Genomic DNA, 25,979 nt, shown 5'->3' on the forward strand with positions numbered 1-25,979 from the left:
ATGAAAAAACCCGTCGCCGTCGCCGGAATCTCCGCCGATGACATGAAAGCTCAGGAAGCGTAATCAAAGGACGAGGCCACAGCGCATGACAATGACACCAATTGAACTGTTGCGTCAGAGCGCCCCGGCCTCGCGCCCTGTGATTTCTTTATGCGAAGGCAGTGATCCCCGCGTTGTTGCGGGGGCGCTGGCCGCCCAACAAGCCGGACTGGCCGATGTCATTCTGGTCGGTCCACAAGCCGAGGTCGACGCCGCCCTCAAAAACCAGAACGCCACTCGCTCTGACGGCGTCATGGTTCACGACCCGGCAACCTCGGACCTGACCGAAGAGTTTGCTCAAACCTATTTTGAACTGCGCCAACACAAGGGCGTCGATCCGGCCAAGGCCCGAGCCGCCGTTGAAACACCGCCAGTCTATGCCGCCATGCTGGTACGCAGCGGGCGGGCCACTGGAACCGTAGGTGGAGCCGTTCACACGACCGGAGACATTGTACGCGCGGCCATTCAGGTGATCGGCATGGCCCCCGATGCCGGAATGGTATCATCCTTTTTCCTGATGTACCCGCCGGAAGACGCTCAACCCGGAGCGCGGGCGATGCTCTATTCGGACTGCGGCCTGGTCATCGATCCCAGCCCTGACGAGTTGAGCAAAATTGCCGTCGCCTCGGCCAGATCGGCGCGCGCACTGCTGCGGGTTGACCCCAAGATCGCCATGCTCAGCTTTTCGACCAAAGGCAGCGCAAAGCATCCCGATGTCGACAAGGTGATCGAGGCCACTGAAACACTGCGTCAAAGTTCCCCGGATCTCGAGGTCGACGGCGAGCTTCAGTTCGACGCGGCCTTCGTGCCCTCGGTCGGGGATCGCAAATCGCCCGGATCTTCGGTCGCCGGTCAGGCCAACGTGATGATCTTTCCCAATCTCGACGCGGGCAATATCGGCTACAAGATCACGCAACGACTGGGGGGTTACACCGCAATCGGCCCGGTTCTGCAGGGGCTGGCCCGACCCGCCAACGATCTTTCCCGCGGATGCAGCGCCGAAGACGTGACCCAGATGATCGCCGTGACGGCACTGCAAGCTATCAGGGAATAAAACTCAGAACTCGCGTCGTCTTCAGAACGATGTTCTCAAATCGGAAGGAAAGTGAAACAATCCTCCCGACATAACCGACAGGACCCGCCAATGACCCATCAGCAGCCGATCCTTGAAACGTCTCCGAAAGTTTCGGACGAGGTCCGCAAAACCACCTGTTATATGTGCGCCTGCCGCTGCGGCATCAACGTTCACATTAAAGATGGCAAGGTAGCCTATATCGAAGGAAACCGGAACCACCCGGTCAACAAGGGTGTGTTGTGCGCCAAGGGCTCTGCCGGGATCATGCAGGTCAACGCCCCCTCTCGCCTGCGCAAACCGCTGAAGCGTGTCGGCCCACGCGGCTCGGGTGAATTTCGCGAAATCGAGTGGGACGAGGCGCTCAGCACTGCCGTGGGCTGGCTGAACGAACTGCATGAAACCGCACCGCAGAAGCTGGCTTTCTTCACTGGCCGCGACCAGAGCCAGAGCTTCACCAGTTTCTGGGCCCAGAATTTCGGCACTCCGAACTACGCAGCCCACGGCGGCTTCTGCTCGGTCAATATGGCGGCCGGTGGCATTTACACGATGGGCGGCGCTTTTTGGGAGTTTGGGCAACCCGACTGGGATCACACCAAACTGTTCATGCTGTTCGGCGTCGCCGAGGATCATGACAGCAACCCGATAAAAATGGGGATCGGCAAGATCAAGGCGCGCGGCGCACGGGTGATCGGAGTGAATCCGATCCGGTCGGGCTATAACGCAGTTGCCGATGACTGGGTCGGCATCACACCCGGAACAGACGGGCTGTTCATTTTGTCGCTGATCCACGTCCTGATGAAAGCTGGCAAGATCGATCTGGATTACCTGAGCCGCTATACCAATGCGCCGGTTCTGGTGAACGCAAGCGAGGGTGCGGAAAAGGGCCTGTTCCTGCGCGACGAGGATGGCAAGCCGCTGGTTATTGATCGCAAGACGGGCAAGCCAACCGCATTCGACAAGCCCGGCGTGCGCCCGGACCTGTCGGCGACCTATGACAAGGACGGTGTAACGCACCGTCCCGTTTTCCACTTGATGGCCGAGAAATACCTCAGCAACGAACACGCGCCCGAGGCGGTAGCCGATCGCTGCGGCATTCCCGCCAAACGTATCCGGGCTATTGCCGCCGAAATCGCCAGGGTCGCTTTTGACGAGGCGATCCAACTGAATCAAGAATGGGTTGATTTTCGGGGTGAAAAGCACTCGAAGATGATTGGTCGTCCCGTCAGCTTCCATGCCATGCGGGGCATTTCGGCCCATGCCAACGGATTCCAGACCTGCCGCGCACTGCACGTGCTTCAGATCCTGCTGGGAACAGTCGAGGTGCCGGGCGGTTTCCGCTTCAAGCCACCCTATCCCAAACCGGTCGAAGCACACCCGACGCCTCATGGCGACAGGCGTCCGGGACGCCCGCTGAACGGCCCGCATCTGGGCTTTCCACGTGGTCCCGAAGACCTGCTGCTGGACGACTGCGGCACGCCGCAACGCATCGACAAGGCATTCACCTGGGAAAACCCGATGTCCGCGCACGGGTTGATGCATATGGTGATTTCGAACGCGGCTGCCGGTGATCCCTACAAGATCGACACGCTGTTCATGTATATGGCGAACATGTCGTGGAACTCCTCCATGAACACAAAAGGTGTGATGGAGATGCTGACGGCCAAGGCCGAAGACGGCAATTACATCATCCCGCGCATCATCTACTCCGATGCCTATTCTTCTGAAATGGTGGCCTATGCCGACCTGATCCTGCCCGACACCACCTATCTTGAGCGGCACGACTGTATCTCCCTGCTGGATCGCCCGATCTGCGAGGCCGACGCCGCAGCAGACGCCATTCGCTGGCCGGTGGTCAAACCCGACCGTGACGTGCGTGGTTTCCAGTCGGTTCTGATCGAGCTGGCCAACCGTATGAGCCTGCCGGGTTTCACGAATGAAGACGGCAGCCCAAAGTGGAATGACTACGCAGATTACATTGTCAACCACGAACGACGCCCTGGCATCGGCCCGCTGGCCGGCTTCCGGGGTCCAGACGGCGACAAGGAAGGCCGCGGCGAGGTCAATCCGGATCAGCTGAACCGGTATATCGAAAACGGCGGATTTTATGTGGCGCATATCCCGGAAGGCGCGGATTACTACAAACCGTGGAACACCGCCTATCAGGACTGGGCCGTCGGGATGGGCATCTATGACAGCCCTCAGCCCTATCTGTTCCAACTCTATTCCGAACCGATGCGCCGGTTCCAGCTGGCTGCCGAAGGTCACGGAGACCGCCAGCCGCCCGAGCACCTGCGCCAGCGCATCAAGGACACCATGGATCCGTTGCCGATCTGGTACGAAACCGATCAGCAGGGCAATGAAGGCTTCACCGTCAACGCCCTGACGCAGCGCCCAATGGCCATGTATCACAGTTGGGGCACACAGAACGCATGGCTGCGCCAGTTGCACGGGCAAAACCCGCTGTACGTCCCGACCAAACTGATGCGGGAACACAACCTGCAAGACGGAGACTGGGCAAAAGTCAGCTCCCCCCACGGTGAGATCACCGTGCCGGTGATGGAGATGGCCGCGCTGAACGACAACACGGTCTGGACATGGAACGCCATCGGCAAACGCAAGGGCGCCTGGGCCTTGCAGGACGGCGCACCAGAAGCGACCAAAGGTTTCCTGCTCAATCACCTGATTCACGAATTGCTGCCGTCCAAAGATGATGGAATGCGCTGGGCCAACTCGGACCCGATCACTGGTCAGGCGGCATGGTTCGACCTGAAGGTCAAAATCGAAAAAGCCGACGCACCTGCCGATGCGCAAAGCCAGCCGAATTTCGACCCGATCAAATCTCCTGTCGGAACCGGCCCTGAGAACCTGGCCTGGAAGGTGGGCAAATGACCCGGATCCGCACTTCATCTGGCCAAAAATATCCCGGGGGTGAATTGAGCCGCAGGCTCAAGAGGGGGCTGGCCCCCTCACCTGCCCTCCACAGCAGAGGTTCACTGACATGACCCAGCTACCAAACTCCACTGACCGCAAGATGGGCCTGGTCATCGACCTGGACACCTGTGTCGGCTGCCACGCCTGCGTTATTTCCTGCAAAGGCTGGAACACAGAAAATTATGGCGCCCCTCTTTCGGATCAGGACGCCTACGGTGCAAACCCTTCGGGCACCTTTCTCAACCGCGTGCATTCCTACGAAGTGCAACCTGCCGATGGGCATGCCCAGCTGATCCACTTCCCGAAATCCTGCCTGCATTGCGAAGACGCGCCCTGTGTTACCGTTTGCCCCACCGGCGCCAGCTACAAGCGGGTCGAGGATGGCATCGTCCTGGTCAATGAAAGCGATTGCATCGGATGCGGCCTGTGCGCCTGGTCCTGCCCTTACGGTGCGCGGGAACTGGATGTGGCCGAAGGTGTGATGAAGAAATGCACACTTTGCGTGGACCGCATCTACAACGAAAACCTCCCCGAGGTCGACCGTATCCCCTCCTGTGTTCGCACCTGCCCTGCGGGCGCAAGGCACTTTGGTGATCTGGGCGACCCTGACAGCGATGTCAGCCAGCTGGTTGCAGAACGGGGTGGCATGGACCTGATGCCGGAAATGGGTACAAAACCCGTCAACAAATACCTGCCCCCGCGCCCCAAGGACACCGTGGAAGACCAGATCGACATACTGGCCCCCCTGCTGGCCCCCATCGCTGACGAGCCCAAAGGGTTCCTCGGCTGGCTCGACAAGACGTTGGAGAAACTCTGATGCATCCCGCACCCTCCGTCATTCTGTTCACCACCCTGTCCGGTCTGGGATTTGGACTGCTGTTCTTTCTTGGCCTGGGGTTTCCGGCTGTTTCGGGTTGGGTGGCTTTTGTGTTCTTCGCCATTGCCTATGGTCTGGCCGTCGGCGGGCTTTTGGCTTCGACCTTCCACCTGGGCCATCCGGAACGGGCCTTGAAAGCCTTCACTCAATGGAAAACCAGCTGGCTCAGCCGTGAAGGTTGGTGTGCCGTACTCGCGCTGGTCGTCATGGGGCTCTATGCAATTGGCGTGGTGTTTCTGGACCAGCGCTGGGGTTTTCTGGGCTGGATCGGCGCAGGGTTGTCGCTGGCCACAGTGTTCACGACATCGATGATCTACACGCAGCTCAAGACCATCCCACGCTGGAACATGAACCTGACACCTGCCATGTTCCTCAGCTTCAGCCTGGCCGGTGGTGCCTTGCTGGCAGGTCAGACAAGTGCAGCTCTGCCGCTGCTGCTGATCGCGGCGCTGGTGCAGATACTGTACTGGCGCAAAGGGGATCAGGCGTTTGCATCATCGGGAACTGATCTGGGTACAGCCACCGGGCTTGGCGCACGCGGTTCCGTCCGCGCCTTTGAGCCGCCCCATACCGGCACCAATTATCTGCTGCGAGAGTTTGTTCACGTGGTCGGGCGCAAACACGCCGAAAAACTGCGGCTGATCTCGTTCGTTCTGGCATTCGTGCTGCCGGTTCTGCTGTTGTTGTTGCCGTTCAATCACGTCTTCGCCCTGCTGGCCGTGGCCTCGCATCTGGCAGGTGTTGCAACGTCGCGCTGGCTGTTCTTTGCGCAGGCCGAACATGTCGTGGGGCTGTATTACGGCAAACGCTGAGGGGGCTCTGCCCCCGCCGCGGCAAGCCGCGACTCCCCCGGGATATTTTTAGCCAGATGAAGTCTGGATATATGGAGAAGAAAGGGCGGCGCTCGAGGTTCGAGGCCGCCCTTCGTTGTATTCTGAAATACCAGTCAGATCAGGCCAGCATGGGCCATTGCGGCCTCGATTGCATCCTTGGTGCTGTTTTCCAGCTCGGTCAGGGGTGAGCGGACTTCGGTGCTGCAAAGGCCCAGTTTGCTGAGTGCATATTTGGCACCGACCAGGCCCGGCTCGATGAAGATCGCCTCATGCAGCGGCATCAGTTTGTCCTGATACTCCAGCGCTTTTGCGTAATCCCCTGCCAGTGTCGCCTGCTGGAATTCGGCGCAGAGCCTGGGGGCCACGTTTGCGGTGACCGAAATGCAGCCAACACCGCCGTGTGCGTTGAAGCCAAGTGCGGTGGCGTCTTCGCCGGACAATTGGCAGAAATCTGCGCCGCAAGTTGCACGCTGCTGGCTGACACGGGCCAGATCGCCCGTTGCATCCTTGACCCCGACGATACGGGGAAGCTTGGCCAGTTCACCCATCGTGGCAGGTGTCATGTCAATGACTGAGCGGCCCGGAATGTTGTAGATGATGATCGGGATATCCGCGGCCGCATGCAGCGCCTCGAAATGCGCGATCAGGCCACGCTGAGTCGGTTTGTTGTAATACGGCGTAACGACCAGTGCCGCATCCGCTCCGACTTTTTCCGCGAACTGAACGAAGCGGACAGCTTCGACCGTGTTGTTCGACCCGGCACCGGCAATGACCGGAACGCGGCCCGCAGCGGTTTTGACGACCTCTTCGATCACTGTTTCATGCTCTTCGTGGCTGAGCGTCGGGCTTTCGCCGGTTGTTCCCACAGGCACCAGCCCGGTCGAGCCTTCGGATATCTGCCAGTCCACCAGATGTTTGAGCGTCTTCAGGTCCAACTCGCCGTTGTTGAACGGGGTGACGAGGGCTGGCATCGAGCCTTTGAACATGACACGCTCCTTCAAGGTGCATTTTGCAATTTTTACGCCGCGGTCCCTCACGTTTCCAGCTTTGTGAGTTGATCCCGGCGACGCACGGTTTATCCTCACAGGCTCTATCCTCGGTTGGTTGGGAAATGCAAGGGATGACACGCTTTCTGGCACTGTTGACTGCTGTGATTCTGTATTCGGTGACTGCGACGCATTCAGCACGGGCAGATGCTGCTGCTGATTTGCGCGCTGGACTTACCGAAATGCGCAAAGGCGACTGGAACGCAGCGTTGCGCGTATCCGGCCAGCGTGGTTCTGTATCGCGCGATATCATTGTCTGGCACTGGCTGCGCGAGGGCTTCGGCAGCTCTGGCGACGTGTTGGTGTTTCTCGAACGTCGCCCGGACTGGCCCGGGCTGGCATGGTTGCGCCGCAAGAGCGAGCCTGTTTTCACCGGTGCCGATCCAGACAGGGTTCTGAAATTCTATGCCGGCATGCCGCCTCAGACGGCAGAGGGCGCGTTGAACTTTGCCGTCGCTCTGAAAGCCAAGGGACGCATCGGAGAAGCGGAGGCCGACATTGTGACCGCTTGGCGCACCATGCCAATGGGTTCGGGTCTGCAAAAAAGCTATCTGGAGAACTTTGCCAAACTTCTGAAGCCGCATCACGCGGCGCGCTTGGACAGAATGCTGTGGGACGGTCATCTTGTAAGCGCCGGGCAGATGTTGCCTTTGGTCGGTTCAGACGAACGCAAACTGGCCGAAGCACGGATAGCATTGCAGAAACGCCAACCCGGTGTGGACACCAAGGTGGCAGCAGTTCCCAAGTCTCTGGCGGATGCGCCCGGGCTGGCCTTCGATCGTTTTGTCTGGCGCGACAAGAAAGAACTGGATGACAGCGCCGTCGATCTGATGCTGGCACGCTCTACCGGGCCTGACGCCCTGGGTGAGCCTGACAAATGGGCCGAGGGACGGCGCCGTCTTGCACGGCTTGAGATGCGATCGGGCCGTGCGGCGCGCGCATATGACGTGGCCGCCAATCATCACATGACCCCCGAAATGGGTTACGGCTATGCCGATCTTGAATGGCTGGCCGGTTTTCTGGCGCTTCGCAAACTGAATGATCCTGCCACCGCCATTCGCCACTTCCAGAACTTTTCGGACGCCGTGAAATCTCCGATCTCGAAAGGCCGTGGTGGCTATTGGCTTGGGCGCGCTTACGCGGCATTGGGTGACGCGGACAAGGCGTATGACGCCTATGCGATGGGGGCCGACTACCAGACCTCATTCTACGGTCTGTTAGCCGCAGAACGGATCGGACGACCGTTTGATGCAGAACTGGCCAATCCGCGGCGCGCGCCGCATTGGCGGCAGGCGGAATTTGCCGATTCCAGCGTTTTGGAGGCCGGATTGCTGTTGCTGAAAGCCGGAGAAGCAAACCTGTCCGAACGGTTCCTGACCCATCTGGTCGAAAGCCTTGATCCAGTACAGGCCAATCAATTGGGCGATCTGGTGATCGAACTGAAACAGCCGCATCTGGCCGTGATGATCGCCAAACGGGCGGCAACCACGGGCACCGTTCTGCCCGCAGCCTATTACCCGGTTCATCCCGTTGCAGATATGCGATTGCCGATGGCCAAGGAAATGACATTGGCCATCGCGCGCCGTGAAAGCGAGTTCGACCCGGTCGTCGTCAGCGGTGCGGGTGCACGCGGCCTGATGCAGGTAATGCCCGCCACGGCCAAGCTGGTCGCGGGCGAGCTGGGCATTCTCAGCGTCCATCAGACGGGACGATTGACCACGGACTGGCAATACAACGCAAAGCTTGGGGCCAACTATCTTTCTGGTCTGGCGGCCGATTTCAACGGCAACGTTGTGATGATGGCGGCGGGGTACAATGCGGGGCCACGGCGCCCGATCTCGTGGATGGAACGCTATGGTGATCCGCGCACAGGCGAGGTCGATATCGTCGACTGGATCGAGACGATCCCGTTCAACGAAACGCGAAACTACGTGATGCGCGTGACCGAAAGCCTGCCGGTCTACCGTGCCCGCCTGGGGCAACCCGCCCTTCCGGTTCCTTTCTCGCAGGAGCTGATCGGATCATCTCTGGCGGCGTTCGCGCCATAAGGTGAACAAACCTGCGGCCACGACGATGGTTGCGCCCGCCACGACTTCGGGGCGCAACGTTTCGCCAAAGATCGAAATACCCAGGATCGCGCTCCAGACCAGGTGAAAATATGCAAAGGGTTGAACCGCACTGGCTTCGGCCATCTCATAGCACTTGATCAACAGCCAGTGCCCGAACACCCCACTGACACAAAGCAGCGCCATCCAGAGCCAGTCGCCGCGCGCCATCGGCTCCCAGAACCACATGCCAAACACGGTCATCGCCACGGCACCGGCGACACCGGTCCAGAAAAAGCTGGTCGCCGCGCTGTCCTGACGGGCGACATATCGCGTCAAAAGACCATAGATCGCAAACAGCAAAGCGGAAATCAAAGGTATGACAGCCCATGGGTTAAAGACCCCGGCGCCCGGTTGCAGGATGATCAGAACGCCGATGCAGCCGACACCGATCGCGGCCCATCGCCGCCATCCGACCTTTTCGCCCAGCACCGGCCCGCTCAGCGCGGCGACAAGCAAAGGATAGCAGATGAAGACGGCCATACTGTCGATCAGGCCAAGGACCGTAAAGCCGAACACCGCAATGCAGATCTCGGCCGCCAGCAACAAGCCCCGCACGATCTGCAAACCCAACTGACTTGTCTTTGTGGCCGCCTTCAGCCCACCGGGGGCCCGCGCGGCCAGAGCGATAACAAAAGCCGCAAAGAACCAATAGCGGATCATGACCACCATGTAGGTGTTGTAGGTTCCGGCCAGATGGCGCGAGATACCGTCCTGCAACGCAAAGACAATTGTCGCGCCCACCATCAAAGCGATGCCCGCGCCGACATTGTTCTTCTGGGTCATGCTTTGTGTGCCCGTGTCATGTGCCGCTTGCGACCATAGCCGGGCATGCGGGTTACGTTGAAACCTGCACTCTCAAGTCCCCGGCGCACGAAACCCGCGGCCGTATACGTGGCCGCGGTACCGCCCGTGACAGTGTGGCTTGCCACGTCCTGCAACAGGTCCGCGCCCCACAATTCGGGGTTCTTGGCTGGTGAAAACCCGTCGAGGAACCAGGCATCTGCCATTCCGTCCCAGTTCGGCAATGTCTTGCGTGCATCGCCGATCACCACCTCAAACCGAAGCGAATCCAACATACATGTGCGCCCTGTCCAATGCGCCAAAAACCGGCTGCTCCACGGATGCAATTCGGGAAAGGCCCCAAGCGCGCGCTGCATGTCGTCCGGTGCCATGGGAAAGGCTTCGAAACTGGTAAAGCGCAATGGCCCTTTGTGACCGGATGCCTCCCATTCCGACCAGGCGGTCAGCAGGTTCAGGCCGGTGCCGAAACCCAACTCGGCAATATGAAACCCCGGTGCAAACCGCGCAGGCAAATCATTTCCCGCCAGAAACACATGGCGCGTCTCTTCCAGCCCGTTCTGCAACGAGTAATATGGGTCGTCGAAGCGGTCCGAGACCGGTATCTGATCTTCGGTCCACGTCAATTCGGCGCGCTGGTCTGCCATTGGGGAATCCTGTAGCTAAGCGTCGCGACACTGAACAAGGAAAAGGGAATTGGCAATGGTCGATGTGACGGTTCGCGGCGCAGGAATTTTCGGCCTGTCCATCGCCTGGATTTGTGCGCGCCGCGGTGCGAAAGTGCAGGTTGTCGATCCGTCCGGTCCCGGCGCCGGGTCCAGCGGAGGTCTGGTCGGCGCATTGGCCCCGCATGTGCCGGAAAACTGGAACGCCAAGAAAGCATTTCAGTTCGACAGTCTGATCATGGCTGAGCCATTCTGGCGACAGATCGAAGACACTGGCGGGGTCTCCCCCGGCTATGGCCAGCTGGGCCGCCTGCAGCCGATCCCGGACGCGCGTGGTCTGGAACTGGCCCGCCAGCGCGAAGGCACCGCAGATGAGCTTTGGCAAGGCCGGGCGGAATGGCGTGTCATCACCACGGCCCAAGCGGGTTCTTGGTGCCCACCCAGCCCCACAGGCTTTGTCATTCGCGATACGCTGACGGCACGAATGCACCCCCGGCGGGCCTGTGCCGCGCTGGTCGCAGCCCTGGAGGTCATGGGCGTCCACATTGTCAGTGAAGCCGAGGACAAGGGGCAGGTCATCCACGCCACGGGCCTTGTAGGATTGCAGGAACTGAACGACGCCTACGGCAAGACCGTCGGAAATGGTGTCAAAGGGCAGGCCGCCCTGTTGCGCTTCGACGCGGGGGAAGTGCCGCAACTATTCGCCGACGCGATTCACATTGTCCCGCATGCAGACGGAACACTTGCGATCGGATCGACCTCGGAACGGAATTATGAGGACCCGACCAGCACGGACGAAGCTCTGGACGACGTGATAGACCGCGCCACGCGCGTCCTGCCCCTGTTGCACGGGGCCGAGGTGATCGAACGCTGGGCCGGTGTGCGCCCGCGCAGCAAAAGCCGTGCGCCGATGTTGGGCGCCCATCCCCTGCATCAGGGGCAGTTCATCGCCAATGGCGGGTTCAAAATCGGTTTCGGCATGGCCCCCAAAATCGCCGAGGTCATGGCCGATCTTATGCTTGAAGATCGGGATACGATCCCTGATGAGTTCCGGCCCGAAGCCTCATTGTGACTGCACGACGGCTTGCATGCATTGCCGCCCGCCAGGGCCGCGCACCCACACGTTTTCACCCCTCCGGCACAACTGGGCAGTTTCGAAATGCATCAATGGCGAAGTCGCGCGGAACGAAAACGAGGCGAGCGGACCGATCAGGTCAACCGCGAAAAGCATCAGAAGCTGCGCCAGAAGCGGCCCGTGCACGACCAGCCCGCCATATCCTTCAACATCGCGCGCATAGTCCAGATCATAGTGAATACGGTGGCCATTGAAAGTCAGGGCCGAGTATCGAAACAACAACGTTGAATCGAACCCGACTTCGCGGCAATCGGTCTCATCGGTGCGCGCTCTGGGCGGTTGGGGCATTTCAGCATCCGGCGCAGGATCTTCGCGATAAACGAGATCCTGCCACTCTGTCACGCGCAACTGACCGTTCTGCCAGATCTCGTGCCGCAAAGTGACAAAGCCCAACAGGCCGGACCGCCCCACCTTGGCGCTTTGACTTTCAAGAACCGATTTCTTTTCAGCGGTGATCCCTGCGATCAGAGGAGCGTGAAAGGTCAACCGCCCGCCGGCCCACATTCTGCGCGGCAACCCCATATCCGGGATCAAGCCCCCAACCTTGGGATGCCCATCCCGACCCAATGCGGCGGCCGGTTGCGGGGTCCAGAAATAAAGCTGATGGAAGAAGGGCGGCAATTCCGAACCACTGGCGATCGTTGGCACACCACCCAGCGCGACCTGAAATGCGGCCGCGCGGGCCGGATCCAAGAGATCGGTCTGTCGCTCTTGCGTCATTTGCCTGACCCGCGATCAGAAACCGGCCTCGGCCCGGAGTTTCTGCATCAAGTCATGCAAGGACTTTTCGTACCGGTCCGAACGCAGCTTTCCCTGATCGTCGAATTCGTTCGAACTGTTCGCCAGATGGATTTCGGGCCCTTGCAGGATGCGCGGCTGAAATGGAACCATACAGGCCCGCAGGATCATCTGCGCCCGTTCCCCGCCTGCACGACCAGCGGCCGCCGACATTACCGCAACCGGTTTGTCGGCCCATGGATTGCCTTGCGTTCGGCTGACCCAGTCCAGCGCGTTTTTCAGAACGCCTGATGGACCCTTGTTGTACTCTGGTGTCGAAATGATCACCGCATCGGCCTGTGCGATCTGATTGGCTAGCGTATGAACCGCCTGGGGAATCCCTTCTTTGTCTTCCAGATCACCGTCGTAGAGGGGCAGGTTCAAATCCGCTTCGACAAAGCTTGCCGGATCGAACAACCGTGCCGCCTCGCGCAGAAGCTTACGGTTGGTCGCGTTCTGGCGCAGGGACCCGGACAGGCCAAGAAGGGTCGGTTGGGACATCGGGAAAGCTCCGTTTCTGTGTTTGGCGCAAGTTAGACCGAGATCACCCCGATCCAAACCCCATTTGACGCAAAGTCATTGCGCAAACCGAGCCGCCCATTGGGCGGCCCCGCTGTTCACGCCGCGCAGTGGTTACGCGTTCCCGCTGGGCACCACGACAATCTCGACACGCCGGTTTTGCGATTTTCCTTCCGGCGTCAGGTTGGACGCGACAGGGTTGTTTTCGCCCTGCCCGATCGTGCGAATACGGTTGTAGCCGACACCGTTGGCCTGAAGGATATCGGCCACGGCATTCGCGCGGCGCTCTGACAGGCCCTGATTGTAGGTTGCGTCGCCGTCGCTGTCAGTGTGCCCGATGATCTGCACGTTCGAATTCGGGTAGTTGACCAGATTCTGGCCCACTTTCACCAGATCAGACCGCAACGCCGGGCGCACAGTCGAACTGTCGGTGTCAAAGGTGATGTCATTCGGGACCGTCACAATCAGGCGATCGCCTGCGTTGACGATTGTAATTCCGTCATTTGCCAGTTGTTGGCGCAGCTCCGCAGCCTGCTTGTCCAGTTGATTGCCGATCACGCCGCCCCCGGCAGCACCGATTGCAGCACCGGCCAACGCGCCCAGACCGGGGTTCGAATTATTGGCAATCGCCCCGATTCCAGCGCCGACCAGCCCACCCAGAACGGCGCCCTGTTTGGCGTTCTGGTTCGGGTCGTCCTGTACTTTCAGCGTGCCCGGGTCGGTACAGGCCGCCAACACAAGGGCTGAACACAAACCTGTGGCCACGAAAAACTTGGAAATCGTCATGATATCACCTTCTGCTCCAGCACCCGTTATTCGGGCGTGCTTCGTTTTCCTCAGTATATCACTGTGCAGGCTTGGCGGCTCAAGCTACAATGCGGTGAAGTCGGCGAATACCCGCCAAACACTTATTCAAACCGCTTCAACGAACGTTTCTGCATTCTGCTGTTCCTGCCAGAGCTCGCGCAATGACCTGCTTTGTCCTGAAAAGCTATCTTCGGTGCATTCACTGGACCAGATACGGTCGGTGCGGAAATGGCGAAACCCGTTGCGCAATTCGCACCAGCCTGCCAACATCGTGCATTCGATGTGATAGATCAGCGCCACAGGGCGCACGACCCGAACCGTGCGTTCGCCTTCGCTATCTTCATAGGTGATACGGATTTTCCGCTCTGCCCTGATGGCTTCGCGGTAATGCGCGATCGAAACGCAACCCTTGTTTGGATCATCCGCCGGGGCACCCCATGGGGCAACCTGCAACCAATCCGCTGGGCAATGCAATGCGTCGATCTTCTGGCATATCCGGCTGGCGGCCCTTTGAAGGTGACTGTCGCCGGTACGCGCAAGAAGAGACAGGCCAACCCACAAGGCCTCAACTTCTTCTGCATCGAAATTGAGCGGCGGCAGATCATAGCCGCGCCGCATCACGTACCCGATACCGGCCTCACCTTCGATGGGCGTCCGTTGCGCCTGCAACTCGGCAATATCCCGATAAACCGTGCGCACGGACACCTCCAACCTTGCGGCCAGGGCCTCTGCCGTGACCGGAGCGCCCGCAGCCCGCAGGATCTGGATGATTTCAAACAATCGGGTCGAACGGCGCATTGCATCCTCCTGTCACCATGCTGACACCCTAGCACACCCCACTGACAAGAGGGTGTCAGGAGTGATGGGCCAGATTGAATTGGCATCGAAAGAAGGAGCACGAAAAATGCCATACCTCGACACCCATGTCATGATGACACTCAGGCTGGGGCAATGGTCTCAGGACCATACCCTGCGCGCCTTCGAGATCGAGCGCGAAATCGCCATGGCCCGGCAGTGCAAGCAGCCCGTTTCAAAGAAACGATCCAGACGATTTTCTTTGGGAAATCTGAAGATGCTCTGGACCAGCACGGCCTGAGATCAGAATTCGGGCCGGGCCCGAAACTTCATCGAAACCCCACCTTCCGGGTGTTTCAGGCGCAGCTCTTCCGAATGCAGCATCAATCTGGGGAAGTCCAGCGCATCGCCCGTCGCATAAAATGGATCGCCCAGGATCGGGTGGCCCAGCGCCTGCATATGAACGCGAAGTTGATGCGACCGGCCCGTTTTGGGAAACAGACGCACACGCGTCGTATTGCCTTCGGTCTTCACGACACGCCAGTCCGTCACGGCAGGTTTGCCCGTCGTATGGCAAACCATCTGTCTGGGCCGGTTGGGCCAGTCCACGATCAGAGGCAAGTCCACGGTGCCGGTCTTAGGTTCCAGCTGCCCCCAGACACGGGCGACATAGGTTTTGCGGGTCTGACGCTGCTCGAATTGCATGCTCAGGTTGCGCTGCGCGTGCGGCGTCTGGGCAAAGACCATGACACCGGACGTGTCCCGGTCCAGCCGGTGCACCAGCAGTGCTTGTGGAAATGCATCCTGCACCCGGGTCAACAGACAATCTGACAGATTCGCGCCCCGCCCCGGAACCGAAAGCAGGCCCGATGGTTTGTTCACCACGATCAGCTGTGCATCTTCATGCAACACATCCAGTGGGGTTTGAGGGGGTTCATAGGTGTCGCTCATGCAGGGTGCCTATCGCAGCTCGTGACCTCCCGCAACGTCGTCCTTGCATGCCCGCCGATGTTCGGTGACCTTCTCTTTAAAAGCAGAGGAGATGCCATGCACCCGACAATTGAACGCATGCAAGAGGTTGTCGCAAAGGGCGATGAGGCCTTGATCCATCAGCTCCTGGCCGAAGATGTGCAGTTCCTGCCGCCCACATACTACAGCACCTGGACAGGGCGCGCTCCGGTCGCTGCCGTTCTGGGGCATGTCGGGCAGGTGTTTTCAGATTTTCGTTATCGGCGCGTCATGGGCGACGGGAAAGACTGGGCATTGGAGTTTCAATGCAAAGTCGGTGATCTGGATGGTATCGGCGTGGATCTTGTTACATTGAATGACGACGGGTTGATCCAGGTTTTCGAGGTCGTCATGCGCCCCCACAAAACGGTAGGTGCCTTGCGCGATGCCATGATGGCGCGGGTCATGACAGACGCTCGTTTTCTGGAATTCAAAAACGCGCTGAGCTGACAATGCCTCGTTCCCTAGCTGCCGATCAGATTTTGCGGGTTCCGTTGCTTCCGGTGCTTGCCACGCAGGGGCTATCGGTGCGAAGGAACGCGCAGTTGCTGCCGGAACCGACTGGCCCGCGCGAAGGCCGCACAGGGCGCGGGCCACGTCTGCGGCTTTTGATCACCGGTGACAGCTCGGCTGCCGGAGTGGGCGCAGGCACGCAAGATCAGGCGTTATCCGGTCATCTGGTCAACCGTCTGGCCGGCCACTATGCGGTCGAATGGCGGCTGGAAGCGACAACCGGGCACACCACCCAGGACACGATCGACCGCCTGTCGCAAATGGACGGCGAGTTCGATGCTGTCGTTACGGCACTCGGAGTCAATGATGTCACCCGTGCCGTAACACGCCAGCAATTTGCGCGCCGTCAGACCCGCCTTATCCGCTTGCTTTCAGAAAACCTGGGGGCTCGTCGCATCGTCGTAACCGCTGTCCCGCAGATGAACAGGTTTCCGGCCCTACCACAGCCGCTGGCCTGGGTGCTTGGATGCCAGGCCGCGCGCCTGGATCAGGGGTTGCAAGAGGTTGCGGCTGCATTTCCGCATGTTCAACATCTGCCACTCGACCTGCCGGACGACCCGGCATTGGCTGCACCGGATGGCTACCATCCCAGCCCACGGGCGTATGCGCTCTGGGCGGATGCAGCCGCGCGTATGTTGCTTCAGGCCTGACCGCGCGCCTGCCGGATCATAGGGATCGAGTAAACGACCAGAGCCGCCCAGATCAGTGGGAACGCGATCATCCGGCCCGTGTCTATCTTCTCGCCGAACAGGGTTATCGCTGTAATGAAGATCATGGTCGGCGCGATGTATTGCAGGATGCCCATCGTGGACAGACGCACCAGTTTGGCGCCATTTGCATAAACCAGCAATGGCACCGCCGTCACGACCCCTGCACAGGACAACAACAAGGTGTCCGACATCGCGACACCGAAATGACCAGTGCCCCGCACACCCAGAAACGTGACATAGACCAGCGCCGGGATCAAAAGGATCAGGACCTCAAGCAGGAAACCCTGGTTCGGCCCAATCGGCAGCGAGCGCTTGAAGAACGCGTAGAATCCCCAACTGATCATCAACCCAAGAGCCGCCCAAGGCAAACGACCGGCTTCCACCACAAGTACCACCACACCCAGCGCGGCCAATCCGACCGCGAACAGTTGTGTCCGTGTCAGGGGTTCTCTCAACAGGATTGCCCCCAGCGCGATACTGAATAGGGGGTTGATGTAATACCCCAACGCCGCATCCAGTGCGTTGCCCGTGGAAATGGCCCATACGTAAATCGCCCAGTTCACGGAAATAAGCGCAGCGGTCAAAGCGGCCATACCCAACATCTTCGGATTGACAAGCGCGGCCTTCAGATCCCGGGTTCGGCCCAGGACAACCAGCAACAACCCGGCCACAGGCACTGACCAGATAACACGGTGCGCCACAACCTCGACCGCGCCCATATGATCCAGCGCTTTCATGTACAGAGGCAAGAACCCCCACAGGACATAGGCCGTGACTGCCAGCGCAAGCCCTTTTGGTGTGTCCGTGTTCTGTGAAGGTAGAAGCGTGTCTGCCACATCGGATCTCCGGTTGATACCGGTTCGGTTTAAGGCAGAAATGAACGGGTTGAAAACTCTGAAAACAGTGAAGTGTCACATAACAATGTTTGATGAGTTGTCAGACCACGCTTTTCAGGTGAGGTCTGAAATGCGAGGCTCTGCCTCGCGCTCCGGGATATTTGTGGCCAGATGAACAAGGGACCCGCTCTTCATCTGGCCGAAAATATCCCGGGGGAGTCGCCGAAGGCGGCGGGGGCAGCGCCCCCACCAAAACCCGTGGTCACACCTTCACCCGTTCGGATTTCGGATCATACATCGGCTTGAGCGACGCTTCGGCTTTGACCTTCACGCCACACACATCGATCTCGTAGCTCGAGGCCAGCACGTCGGCAGCCTTTTCCCCCTCGCAAGGCACATAGCCCATGCCAATCGCGCCTCCCAGCGTGTGGCCATAGTTGCCCGAGCTGAGATAGCCCACATACTCGCCATCGCGGATGATCGGTTCATTGTGGAACAGCAGCGGCTCGGGATCGGTCAGGCGGAATTGCACCAGGCGCGATTTCGGCCCGCTTTCCTTGCGAGCGATCACCGCCTCGCGGCCGATGAAGTCGCAGCCCTTGTCCACCTTGACGGCAAAGCCCAGCCCGGCGTCCACCACGTGATCTTCGCAGGTGATGTCATGGCCGAAATGGCGGAAACCCTTTTCGATCCGGCAGCTGTCCATCATGTGCATGCCGCAAAGCTTCAACCCCATGTCCTGCCCTGCCTCGTGCAGCGTTTCAAAGACGTGGCCCGCCATGTCGGACGAGACGTAGATCTCCCAACCCAGCTCGCCCACATAGGTGACGCGGTGGGCGCGGGCGAGGCCCATACCGATCTCGATCTCCTGCGCGGTGCCGAAGGGGTTTGCCGCGTTCGAGAAATCGTTGGGCGAAACCTTTTCCAGCAGGGCCCGCGTATTCGGACCCATCACCGCCAGAACGCCTTCACCCGCCGTGACATCGGTGATGACCACGTTGAAGTTCCCCGAATGACGCATCATCCACGCCTGGTCCGCCAGGCGCGTCGCCGCCGGGGTGACCACCAGATAGGCGGTCTCGGAAAGGCGGGTCACGGTGACATCCGCCTCGATCCCGCCGGAACGGTTCAGAAACTGCGTGTAGACGATCTTGCCATTGGGCACCGCATAATCGCCGCCACCGATATAGTTCATGAACTTCTCGACATCGGGGCCTTCGACCCGGATCTTGCCGAAGGAGGACATGTCATACATGCCCACGTTCTCGCGCGCCGCGCGGTGTTCGGTGGCCGAGTTCTCGAACCAGTTCTGACGCTTCCAGCTGTAGCTGTATTCGCGTTCCTGCCCTTCGTTGGCGAACCAGTTGGCGCGCTCCCACCCGGCCAGTTCGCCGAACACGGCACCGTGTTCATTCAGGTGGTGATGGAATGGCGTCCGGCGCACGCCCCGCGCCGTGGCTTTCTGGCGATAGGGATAGTGATCAGCGTAGAGCAATCCCAACGTTTCTTTTGAGCGTTCATAAAGGTATTTCTTATTGCCCTGAAACGGCTGCATCCGACCGATATCCACATCGCCCAGGTCAAAGGGTTTTTCACCGGCATCCATCCACTCGGCCAGCGACATGCCCGCGCCACCGGCGGACTGGATACCGATCGAGTTGAACCCGGCCGCGACCCAGACATTGTCCATCTCGGGTGCCAGACCCAGGTGATAGGCGTCGTCGGGAGTAAAGGATTCGGGGCCGTTGAAGAAGGTGTGAATACCCGCCTCGGACAGCATTGGCATCCGGTTGCACGCCGCTTCGAGGATCGGTTCGAAGTGGTCGAAATCCTCGGGCAGTTGGTCGAACTCGAAGCTGTCGGGAATACCGTTCATGGCCCAGGGTTTGGCATTGGGCTCGAATGCGCCCAACATCATTTTGCCCGCATCTTCCTTGTAGTAGGCGCATTCATCTGGCACCCGCAGAACCGGCATCTGGCTCAACCCTTCAATGGGTTCAGAGACGATGTAGAAATGCTCGCAGGCGTGCAGCGGCACATTCACGCCGGCCATCTTGCCTACCTCGCGCCCCCACATTCCCGCGCAATTGACAACCATATCACAGGCGATATGCCCTTGGGATTGCCCGTCATCACTGACCCAGTCGACACCGGTCGCGCGCCGTCCGTGCCGGGAAATCCCGGTCACCTTCACCCGTTCCTTGATCAACCCACCGCGTTGACGCGCACCCTTGGCCAACGCCAAGGCAATATTAGCAGGATCTGCCTGGCCATCGGTTGGCAACCAAACGCCACCTGCCACGCCGTCGAGGTTGATATGCTCATATCGCTCTTTGACTTCGGTCGGAGAAAGCTCTTCGACCGGCACGCCAAAGGCGCGGGCCATTGCCGCATTTCGGTGAAGCTCCTCCAACCGCTCACTGGTCAGGGCGACCGAAACGGACCCGACCTGACGTAGGCCGGTGGCGACACCGGTCTCTTCCTCAAGGCCCAGATAGAGCTCTGCGGAATAACGCGCCAGTTTGGTCATGTTGGAAGACGCGCGCAGTTGCCCGATCAGGCCCGCCGCGTGCCAGGTGGTGCCACTGGTCAGTTGCTTGCGTTCTAGCAGAACAACATCGGTCCAGCCCTTCTTGGTCAAATGATATGCAACCGAGCATCCGATGACGCCACCGCCGATGATGACCACTCGGGCCTTGCTGGGAAGATCAACCATCCTGAAATCTCCGCTGTGTCAGGTTTGGCACAGATTGCCATGAAAGATCGACGACAAATGCATCAAAAGCGTCACAGAATCCGCAGTTTTCACCGATGTGATGCGGCTCGCTTTTGCCGGCGTACGACAAAGGGCGTGACCCCGAAGAAGCTTTTGTACACGGACGAAAACCCGTTCGGAAAACCACAGGCCAATCCAATTTCGCGTACGCTCATCGTGGTGTTCAGCAACAGGTTATTTGCCTTGGCCAGTCGCATTTCCCGGTAGAATCCGTTGGGAGTGGTTCCAAAAAAGGTTTTGAACTTGCGCTCGAGGGACCGGTTCGACAGGTGCAGCGATTCGACGATCTGATTGATCGGCAGGGGGTCTTCGATATTGGCCTGCATGAGCTTTATGCACTGATCCAGCTTCGAATCGCCGGTCGCCGTCAACTTGGCCCCCGAGAACGGTTGCATCGAAGCGAAATCGCGGATGTTCTCATGCAGCATGATGTCGGCCACGGTCATCTTCGCAGGCCCCGAGATATGGCGCCCGATCACCGCCAAGGCGATATCCGTCGTGGCCTCCATCCCGGCGCATGTCACAACCGCGCCCTGTTCGGTTGCGATCGACAGCTTGGCTTCGAACCGGGCACCGCGTTCCCGCAGGAACGATGCGTTTTCCCAATGGGTTGCCAAGTCGGCTGTTCCCTGCTCGTCGATATAGCGGCTGGCGGCTTCGGCCAGCAGGAACACCTTGGCGTCCCGGAAGGTATAGTCCGACACCACCCGCCCCAACGACAAATCCGGATGGTCCGGATCTGAATTGCCGATTACGAACAGGTAATCCGCCCTTGGCTGTGACGGCACCGCTTCTGTTTGAACCACGGCGTCACTGCTGCTGGCAATCGGGCCACCTTTGAGCGAGCGATAGGTGAAGGAGAACGGAGGGCTTGGGCATACGCGGTTGGCCAGCCTCAATACCTCTACCAACGACGCCAGCTCCAACAGCACGAAACCCGGCGCGACAAGGATGTCGAAATGCCGGATGGCCTGCTTTGGAGCGTCCGAAGTAGATTTTGCCGCCATTTTCTTCAAACGATGTTATGACCGGCGGCCCGCAACCGGTTCGCCAGTTCTTCGATATGATCCGGCCCGATTTCGCAGCACCCGCCAACAATCGTTGCCCCCTGATTGATCCACCGCATCACCTGATCCGCATAAGCCCTGGGGCCAAGGTCATGCCGTTCTTGCAGGGAATCCACGGTCGGCGCATCCTGAAGGAAATCATCCGTAATATGCGTGAAGCCATTGGCGTAGGCCCCGTAAGGCCGGTTCATGCCGGACAGAACCTCGAGCGCCGCCGGGATCGCCTCGGGGCGCGAACAGTTGATTAACACGGCATCGGGCGAAAACTCCTCCATCAACGGTGCAATGTCCGCCAACGGTTCGCCGGACCTGAGAAGGCTGCCATCGTCATCATTGACCGACAGGGACAGCCAAACCGGTTTTCCGCATCCGACCGTGCCACGCAATGCGCCCTCGGCCTCTTGCACCGAGGACACGGTTTCGATCAAAAACAGATCGACCCGCGCGGCCATCATGGCCACAAGTTCAGCGAACTTTTCAGCCGCATCCGCAGGGTCCGGGTTAAGGTCGGGGCGATATGAAGCGAGCAATGGCCCCAGTGCACCCGCAATCCGCCCCCCGGTTGCCGAGCGGGCACGTTCGGCCTGCGTCAAGGCAGTGTCGATCAGGGTGGGCATCTGATCCTCCATCCCCACCCGCACCAGGCGAGAGCGATGCACGGCATAAGTATTGGTTGTCGCGACCGTCGCACCCCGGCTGAAATAGTCGCGGTGCACTTCCGCAACCAAATCGGGGTGATCGATCATCACGCGCGTCGACCACAGCGGTGTCGCCCGGTCGCCACTGCGTTTTACCAGTTCCTGCCCGATAGAGCCGTCCAAAAGAGTGATATCTGCCATGTCATTACTCCTCAGGGCACCAATACCAGTTTTCCCGGAAGAGTCTTTGACTGAAAATCAGCCTGTGCAATACCAATATCCTTCAACGGATAGGTCCGGGAAACCAGTGGCTTGATCCGTCCGGTATTCACCAGTTCGACAAGACGGGCAAAGACTTCGGGCGCCTGGTGCGTGCACCCATGTATGGTGATGTCGCGCAGATATATGTCCCGCAGATCAGCTTCGACAATCGGGCCTGCTATTGCCCCCGAAACGGCATAGTGCCCGCCGGATTTCAGGGAAAGGATCAGCGACGGCCAGGCCGGGCCACCCACAACATCGATCACCACATCGAACTTATCCTGCGGCAGCGGGTCGTTCCGGTCAAACGTATTCTCGGCCCCCTGGGATTTCACGATCTCGGCTTTCGTGCCCGCTGTTACAGCCCAAACCGACGCCCCGCGCAGGGCGGCCAGTTGCACCGCCGCCAGCCCGACGCCGCCCGAGGCGCCGGTGATCAGAACCTTGTGCCCGGCAGTCACGCCTGCGCGGGTCAGCAGGTTTTCCGCCGTCCCGAAGGCGCAAGGAATGGCGGCGATTTCCACGTCCGAAAGGGGCGAGGCGCTGACGTCATAGAGATCATCGGCTTCAACCAGACAATACTGGGCAAAGGCCCCATCGATTTCGGATCCAAGCGCAATGAAGCCCTGCGGGTTTCCCGGGCGCGGACGCGGCAGGTTTATCGGACAGGTCACGCGCTGCCCGGGTTTGAAGGCAACACCCGGCCCAACCTGTTCCACGATGCCACAAAGATCTCCGCCCTGAATGCGGGGAAAGTGCAATGCACCGCCCCAACCGCCCGCTTCGACCTTCTGATCAACGGCATCCGTCGCACCGGTGACGCCCGAGGAATACCAACCGACCCGTGTGTTGATATCCGTGTTGTTCACACCTGCGGCAGCGACCCGAACAAGAACTTGTCCTGCCCCGGGTTCAGGAACCGGAATATCATCACGCCATTCCAGAACCTCGGGTCCACCGTGACCGGTCAGGTAGACGCCCGACATGGTATTGGGAATCGTCATCTCAGACCTCACCATCAGAATGTTTCGGACCGTGGCTCGTGATCCTCAGCCCACATCAACGCGATCCACCATCAACAAAGAAACCAACCCCGCCTTCCGGAAAACAGAAAACCTCGGCATGGCTGTTGTGGCGATGAAGGCCAAGCGTACAGCTGGCCTTCACGTTGTCTTCCATCAAGGTGTAGGCCCCGCGCGTGCCCCAACCGGAAACCTTCACGAAGGTATGGTCGTTTTCCCAGTCAAAGTTGGGACCCTCACCGGGTTCCAGCCTGGAATATTGCGGACGCATGGGGGCCTCCTTAGGTCAGGCGCGCAGCCGCTCATTTGCGGGATCCCACAGCGGCTGATCCTGCTGCACCACGGCGCGACACTTCTGGCCGTAGATTTCCACCTCGAGTTCGGTACCGGGGTTTGCATGTTCTGACTTGATCATGCCCAGCGCGATGGATTTGCCGACACGGTACCCCCATGCGCCCGAAGTGGTCTCGCCCACGATCTGATCGCCCTGCCAGATGCACGACATGTAAGGCGCATCGCAATCACCTGCATCGACAGTCAGGGTGACGAACGACTTCTTCACGCCCTGCTGCTTTTCGTTCAGGATGGCGGCCTTTCCGGGGAAGTCCTGCGGCTTGTCCAGTTTGACAAACCGCTCCAAGCCCGCTTCCAGCAGCGAGTAGTCGGTGCTCAGATCACCCTTCCACGCGCGGTATCCCTTTTCGATGCGCAGTGAGTTCAGCGCATACATGCCGAACGGCTTGGCCCCGGCGGCAAGGATCGCGTCATAGATCGCGGGCATGTGCTCGTTCAGCGCGTGCACCTCCCAGCCCAGTTCGCCAGCAAAGGACACGCGGATCAGGTGGGCGGGTTGCCCGGCCACGGTGGCCGCCTGATGGGTCAGCCAGCCCAGCGAGAGGTCTGCATCGGTCAGGCCCGACAGGATCTCGCGCGATTTCGGCCCGGTCACGATCAGCGTGTCGCGGGCGGTGGTCACGTCCTCGACGGTGACGCCCGCAGGCATCGCGTTCCTCAGGATGTCGCGGTCGTGCCATTGCGCGGTGGCGGCGGTGATCATCACGAAATCATCCTCGCCCAGGCGCATGCAGGACATCTCGGTCAGGATGCGGCCACGGTCGTCGGCGATGTAGACCAGGTTGATCCGCCCCACCTTGGGCAGGCCACCGGTGACCAACCCGCGCAGCGCCTCGGCCGCGCCTTCGCCCTTGACGATGAAGCGCGAGAAACCCGGCAGGTCGAGCACGCCGCAATGGTCGCGCACGGCCTCGCATTCTTCCTTGATCCGCTGCTCCCACGGGCCGGACCGGCCCCAGGTGTGGGTGCCTTCCTCGGAGGTATCGTCGCCCGGCTGCGCGAACCAGTTGGCGCGCTCCCAGCCGTTGTAGACGCCCATGACGCCGCCCAGTTCCTTGACCTTGGCGTGAACCGGCGACAGCTTCTTGTCGCGCGCGGCGGGCCATTCATGATGCGGGAAGTGCATGGCGTATTCGTTGCCGTACACTTCCATACCCTTACGGTTGCAGTAGTCCTGATCGGTGTAGTCGGTAAAGCGGCGCGGATCGACGGCCCACATGTCCCATTCCGTGGCGCCATCCACGATCCATTCGGCCAGCACCTTGCCCGCGCCGCCGCCCTGGGCGATACCGAAGGTGAAGGTATGCGCCTCGAAGGCGTTCTTGACGCCGGGCATCGGGCCGATCAGCGGCAGGCCGTCGGGCGCATAGGGGATCGGCCCGTTGATCACGCGGCCCACGCCCGAGGTCGCCATCAGCGGCACCCGCTCCATCGCGTCGGTGACGATATCCTCGATGCGGTCCAGATCATCGTTCCAAAGCTGGAAGCTGAAATCCTCGGGCATCGGGTCATCCTCGGTCATCCAATGGCCCTTGCAGTTGGGCTCGTAGGGGCCGAGATTGAAGCCGTTCTTTTCCTGCCGCAGGTAGTAGGAGATATCCACGTCGCGCAGCAGCGGCAGCTTCCTGCCGCCGTTCTTCTTGGACCATTCTTCAACTTCCGGCACTTCGTCGGTCAGCAGATACTGGTGGCTCATGACCATTGCGGGCACGGTGCGGCCGCCATAGGGTTTGAACCACTCGCCGACGCGTTGCGCATAGTATCCGGCAGCGTTGACGACATAGTCGCAGTCGATGTCGCCCTTCTCGGTGTGGACGGTCCAGGTGCCGTCTTCATGCTGGGTGACGCCGGTGGCGGGGCAGAACCGGATGATCTTCTGCCCCATGTCGCGCGCGCCCTTGGCCAGCGCCTGGGTCAGCTGCGCGGGGTCGATATCGCCATCGGTCGGGTCATACAGAACACCCTCAAGATCATGAGTTTCCAGGAACGGGTAGCGTTCCTTGGCCTGCTCCGGCGTCCACATTTCCATCGGGATTCCCTGATAGCGGCCCATCGACATGGCCCGCTGGAACTCCTGCATCCGCTCTTTGCTGTGCGCCAGACGGATCGACCCCGAAACATGGTAGTTCATCGGATAGTCGACCTCTTCGCCCAGACGCGAATACAGCTCGGTCGAATAGCGCTGCATGTTCATGATCGCCCACGAGGTCGAGAAGGTCGGAACGTTACCGGCCGCGTGCCAGGTCGAGCCTGCGGTCAGTTCGTTCTTTTCCAGCAGAACGCAGTCGGTCCAGCCTTTCTTGGCCAGATGATACAGCGAGGAAGCCCCCACCACACCGCCACCGATAATGACCACGCGTGCTTTTGTCGGAAAATCACTCATGAGTTT

The 25,979-nt window shown here is 60.0% G+C and carries 24 protein-coding genes; 9 read left to right on the plus strand and 15 right to left on the minus strand.

Going from position 1 to position 25,979, the window contains the following annotated elements; translation table 11 throughout:
- Positions 1-85 precede the first annotated feature (85 nt).
- The 4 genes from pta (at position 86) to I9185_RS18670 (ending at position 5,734) form a co-directional block, all read left to right on the plus strand.
- Positions 86-1,093, plus strand: coding sequence for a phosphate acetyltransferase (pta, locus tag I9185_RS18655; RefSeq protein ID WP_171724943.1), 1,008 nt, complete (start codon positions 86-88; stop codon positions 1,091-1,093).
- A gap of 90 nt (positions 1,094-1,183) precedes the next feature.
- A complete protein-coding gene (locus tag I9185_RS18660) occupies positions 1,184-4,003 on the plus strand; it encodes a molybdopterin oxidoreductase family protein (protein WP_210093805.1) in 2,820 nt (939 codons plus the stop codon).
- Between the two features lie 109 nt (positions 4,004-4,112).
- Entirely contained in the window at positions 4,113-4,862 is a 750-nt protein-coding gene (locus I9185_RS18665; RefSeq protein WP_171172200.1) for a 4Fe-4S dicluster domain-containing protein, read from the plus strand.
- Positions 4,862-5,734 (plus strand): DmsC/YnfH family molybdoenzyme membrane anchor subunit, encoded by an 873-nt coding sequence (locus I9185_RS18670; RefSeq protein WP_171637691.1) that lies wholly within the window; start codon positions 4,862-4,864, stop codon positions 5,732-5,734. The genes I9185_RS18665 and I9185_RS18670 overlap by 1 nt, the downstream gene beginning before the upstream one ends.
- Before the next feature lie 134 nt (positions 5,735-5,868).
- On the opposite strand, the gene dapA is transcribed toward I9185_RS18670, so the two are convergent.
- Positions 5,869-6,741, minus strand: a complete 873-nt coding sequence (gene dapA / locus I9185_RS18675; protein WP_171637693.1) for a 4-hydroxy-tetrahydrodipicolinate synthase — start codon at positions 6,739-6,741, stop codon at positions 5,869-5,871.
- Positions 6,742-6,875: 134 nt separating this feature from the next.
- On the opposite strand from dapA, the gene I9185_RS18680 reads away from it, so the two are divergent.
- Positions 6,876-8,849, plus strand: coding sequence for a lytic transglycosylase domain-containing protein (locus I9185_RS18680; protein WP_210093806.1), 1,974 nt, complete (start codon positions 6,876-6,878; stop codon positions 8,847-8,849).
- Here I9185_RS18680 and I9185_RS18685 read toward each other — a convergent pair.
- The gene (locus I9185_RS18685) at positions 8,823-9,692 is read right to left on the minus strand and encodes a DMT family transporter (protein ID WP_210093807.1); all 870 of its coding nucleotides are present in this window, start codon (positions 9,690-9,692) and stop codon (positions 8,823-8,825) included. The genes I9185_RS18680 and I9185_RS18685 overlap by 27 nt on opposite strands.
- Positions 9,689-10,354: a tRNA (5-methylaminomethyl-2-thiouridine)(34)-methyltransferase MnmD gene (gene mnmD, locus I9185_RS18690; protein ID WP_171642202.1), complete on the minus strand. Its 666-nt coding sequence runs from the start codon at positions 10,352-10,354 to the stop codon at positions 9,689-9,691. Before mnmD ends, I9185_RS18685 begins: the two co-directional genes overlap by 4 nt.
- Positions 10,355-10,409: 55 nt before the next feature.
- Here mnmD and I9185_RS18695 point away from each other — a divergent pair, with 55 nt between their 5' ends.
- On the plus strand, positions 10,410-11,444 hold the full coding sequence (locus I9185_RS18695) for an FAD-dependent oxidoreductase (RefSeq protein ID WP_210093808.1): 1,035 nt from the start codon (positions 10,410-10,412) through the stop codon (positions 11,442-11,444).
- Here the strand turns inward: I9185_RS18695 and I9185_RS18700 are convergent.
- The 4 genes from I9185_RS18700 to I9185_RS18715 form a co-directional block, all read right to left on the minus strand.
- Positions 11,436-12,227, minus strand: a complete 792-nt coding sequence (locus I9185_RS18700) for an acyl dehydratase (protein ID WP_210093809.1) — start codon at positions 12,225-12,227, stop codon at positions 11,436-11,438. The genes I9185_RS18695 and I9185_RS18700 overlap by 9 nt on opposite strands.
- Before the next feature lie 15 nt (positions 12,228-12,242).
- Positions 12,243-12,785: an NAD(P)H-dependent oxidoreductase gene (locus tag I9185_RS18705; protein WP_171637702.1), complete on the minus strand. Its 543-nt coding sequence runs from the start codon at positions 12,783-12,785 to the stop codon at positions 12,243-12,245.
- A gap of 132 nt (positions 12,786-12,917) precedes the next feature.
- Positions 12,918-13,589, minus strand: coding sequence for an OmpA family protein (locus I9185_RS18710; RefSeq protein WP_210093810.1), 672 nt, complete (start codon positions 13,587-13,589; stop codon positions 12,918-12,920).
- Positions 13,590-13,715: 126 nt separating this feature from the next.
- The gene (locus tag I9185_RS18715; RefSeq protein ID WP_171637703.1) at positions 13,716-14,408 is read right to left on the minus strand and encodes a YafY family protein; all 693 of its coding nucleotides are present in this window, start codon (positions 14,406-14,408) and stop codon (positions 13,716-13,718) included.
- Between the two features lie 106 nt (positions 14,409-14,514).
- On the opposite strand from I9185_RS18715, the gene I9185_RS18720 reads away from it, so the two are divergent.
- Positions 14,515-14,706 carry a hypothetical protein gene (locus tag I9185_RS18720; RefSeq protein ID WP_170345624.1) on the plus strand — a complete coding sequence of 64 codons (192 nt, stop codon included), beginning with the start codon at positions 14,515-14,517 and terminating at the stop codon, positions 14,704-14,706.
- A 2-nt stretch (positions 14,707-14,708) separates the two neighbouring features.
- On the opposite strand, the gene I9185_RS18725 is transcribed toward I9185_RS18720, so the two are convergent.
- Entirely contained in the window at positions 14,709-15,356 is a 648-nt protein-coding gene (locus tag I9185_RS18725; RefSeq protein WP_210093811.1) for an RluA family pseudouridine synthase, read from the minus strand.
- A 96-nt stretch (positions 15,357-15,452) separates the two neighbouring features.
- Between I9185_RS18725 and I9185_RS18730 the strand changes: the two genes are divergently transcribed.
- Together I9185_RS18730 and I9185_RS18735 are read left to right on the plus strand one after the other, a co-directional pair.
- Positions 15,453-15,863: a nuclear transport factor 2 family protein gene (locus I9185_RS18730; protein WP_210093812.1), complete on the plus strand. Its 411-nt coding sequence runs from the start codon at positions 15,453-15,455 to the stop codon at positions 15,861-15,863.
- Positions 15,864-15,865: 2 nt separating this feature from the next.
- Positions 15,866-16,576 (plus strand): SGNH/GDSL hydrolase family protein, encoded by a 711-nt coding sequence (locus tag I9185_RS18735; protein WP_171724933.1) that lies wholly within the window; start codon positions 15,866-15,868, stop codon positions 16,574-16,576.
- Here I9185_RS18735 and rarD read toward each other — a convergent pair.
- The 7 genes from rarD to I9185_RS18770 form a co-directional block, all read right to left on the minus strand.
- Positions 16,567-17,472, minus strand: a complete 906-nt coding sequence (gene rarD, locus I9185_RS18740; protein WP_171724932.1) for an EamA family transporter RarD — start codon at positions 17,470-17,472, stop codon at positions 16,567-16,569. The genes I9185_RS18735 and rarD overlap by 10 nt on opposite strands.
- Positions 17,473-17,734: 262 nt before the next feature.
- A complete protein-coding gene (locus I9185_RS18745) occupies positions 17,735-20,188 on the minus strand; it encodes an FAD-dependent oxidoreductase (RefSeq protein WP_210093813.1) in 2,454 nt (817 codons plus the stop codon).
- An 89-nt stretch (positions 20,189-20,277) separates the two neighbouring features.
- The gene (locus tag I9185_RS18750; RefSeq protein ID WP_171724930.1) at positions 20,278-21,255 is read right to left on the minus strand and encodes a helix-turn-helix domain-containing protein; all 978 of its coding nucleotides are present in this window, start codon (positions 21,253-21,255) and stop codon (positions 20,278-20,280) included.
- A gap of 5 nt (positions 21,256-21,260) precedes the next feature.
- Positions 21,261-22,154 carry a homocysteine S-methyltransferase family protein gene (locus I9185_RS18755; RefSeq protein ID WP_171724929.1) on the minus strand — a complete coding sequence of 298 codons (894 nt, stop codon included), beginning with the start codon at positions 22,152-22,154 and terminating at the stop codon, positions 21,261-21,263.
- An 11-nt stretch (positions 22,155-22,165) separates the two neighbouring features.
- On the minus strand, positions 22,166-23,218 hold the full coding sequence (locus I9185_RS18760; protein ID WP_210093814.1) for an alcohol dehydrogenase family protein: 1,053 nt from the start codon (positions 23,216-23,218) through the stop codon (positions 22,166-22,168).
- A gap of 55 nt (positions 23,219-23,273) precedes the next feature.
- Positions 23,274-23,507 carry a hypothetical protein gene (locus I9185_RS18765; protein ID WP_210093815.1) on the minus strand — a complete coding sequence of 78 codons (234 nt, stop codon included), beginning with the start codon at positions 23,505-23,507 and terminating at the stop codon, positions 23,274-23,276.
- A gap of 15 nt (positions 23,508-23,522) precedes the next feature.
- A complete protein-coding gene (locus I9185_RS18770; RefSeq protein WP_210093816.1) occupies positions 23,523-25,973 on the minus strand; it encodes an FAD-dependent oxidoreductase in 2,451 nt (816 codons plus the stop codon).
- Between the last annotated feature and the right edge of the window lie 6 nt (positions 25,974-25,979).

The organism is Ruegeria sp. HKCCSP346 (assembly GCF_017872595.1).
Lineage (GTDB): Bacteria > Pseudomonadota > Alphaproteobacteria > Rhodobacterales > Rhodobacteraceae > Ruegeria.

Bases quoted from the DNA above. Each gene is read 5' to 3' on its own strand.
- pta (WP_171724943.1), top strand. From the start codon at position 86: ATGACAATGACACCAATTGAACTGTTGCGTCAGAGCGCCCCGGCCTCG.
- I9185_RS18660 (WP_210093805.1), top strand. From the start codon at position 1,184: ATGACCCATCAGCAGCCGATCCTTGAAACGTCTCCGAAAGTTTCGGAC.
- I9185_RS18665 (WP_171172200.1), top strand. From the start codon at position 4,113: ATGACCCAGCTACCAAACTCCACTGACCGCAAGATGGGCCTGGTCATC.
- I9185_RS18670 (WP_171637691.1), top strand. From the start codon at position 4,862: ATGCATCCCGCACCCTCCGTCATTCTGTTCACCACCCTGTCCGGTCTG.
- dapA (WP_171637693.1), bottom strand. From the start codon at position 6,741: ATGTTCAAAGGCTCGATGCCAGCCCTCGTCACCCCGTTCAACAACGGC.
- I9185_RS18680 (WP_210093806.1), top strand. From the start codon at position 6,876: ATGACACGCTTTCTGGCACTGTTGACTGCTGTGATTCTGTATTCGGTG.
- I9185_RS18685 (WP_210093807.1), bottom strand. From the start codon at position 9,692: ATGACCCAGAAGAACAATGTCGGCGCGGGCATCGCTTTGATGGTGGGC.
- mnmD (WP_171642202.1), bottom strand. From the start codon at position 10,354: ATGGCAGACCAGCGCGCCGAATTGACGTGGACCGAAGATCAGATACCG.
- I9185_RS18695 (WP_210093808.1), top strand. From the start codon at position 10,410: ATGGTCGATGTGACGGTTCGCGGCGCAGGAATTTTCGGCCTGTCCATC.
- I9185_RS18700 (WP_210093809.1), bottom strand. From the start codon at position 12,227: ATGACGCAAGAGCGACAGACCGATCTCTTGGATCCGGCCCGCGCGGCC.
- I9185_RS18705 (WP_171637702.1), bottom strand. From the start codon at position 12,785: ATGTCCCAACCGACCCTTCTTGGCCTGTCCGGGTCCCTGCGCCAGAAC.
- I9185_RS18710 (WP_210093810.1), bottom strand. From the start codon at position 13,589: ATGACGATTTCCAAGTTTTTCGTGGCCACAGGTTTGTGTTCAGCCCTT.
- I9185_RS18715 (WP_171637703.1), bottom strand. From the start codon at position 14,408: ATGCGCCGTTCGACCCGATTGTTTGAAATCATCCAGATCCTGCGGGCT.
- I9185_RS18720 (WP_170345624.1), top strand. From the start codon at position 14,515: ATGCCATACCTCGACACCCATGTCATGATGACACTCAGGCTGGGGCAA.
- I9185_RS18725 (WP_210093811.1), bottom strand. From the start codon at position 15,356: ATGAGCGACACCTATGAACCCCCTCAAACCCCACTGGATGTGTTGCAT.
- I9185_RS18730 (WP_210093812.1), top strand. From the start codon at position 15,453: ATGCACCCGACAATTGAACGCATGCAAGAGGTTGTCGCAAAGGGCGAT.
- I9185_RS18735 (WP_171724933.1), top strand. From the start codon at position 15,866: ATGCCTCGTTCCCTAGCTGCCGATCAGATTTTGCGGGTTCCGTTGCTT.
- I9185_RS18745 (WP_210093813.1), bottom strand. From the start codon at position 20,188: ATGGTTGATCTTCCCAGCAAGGCCCGAGTGGTCATCATCGGCGGTGGC.
- I9185_RS18750 (WP_171724930.1), bottom strand. From the start codon at position 21,255: ATGGCGGCAAAATCTACTTCGGACGCTCCAAAGCAGGCCATCCGGCAT.
- I9185_RS18755 (WP_171724929.1), bottom strand. From the start codon at position 22,154: ATGGCAGATATCACTCTTTTGGACGGCTCTATCGGGCAGGAACTGGTA.
- I9185_RS18760 (WP_210093814.1), bottom strand. From the start codon at position 23,218: ATGACGATTCCCAATACCATGTCGGGCGTCTACCTGACCGGTCACGGT.
- I9185_RS18765 (WP_210093815.1), bottom strand. From the start codon at position 23,507: ATGCGTCCGCAATATTCCAGGCTGGAACCCGGTGAGGGTCCCAACTTT.
- I9185_RS18770 (WP_210093816.1), bottom strand. From the start codon at position 25,973: ATGAGTGATTTTCCGACAAAAGCACGCGTGGTCATTATCGGTGGCGGT.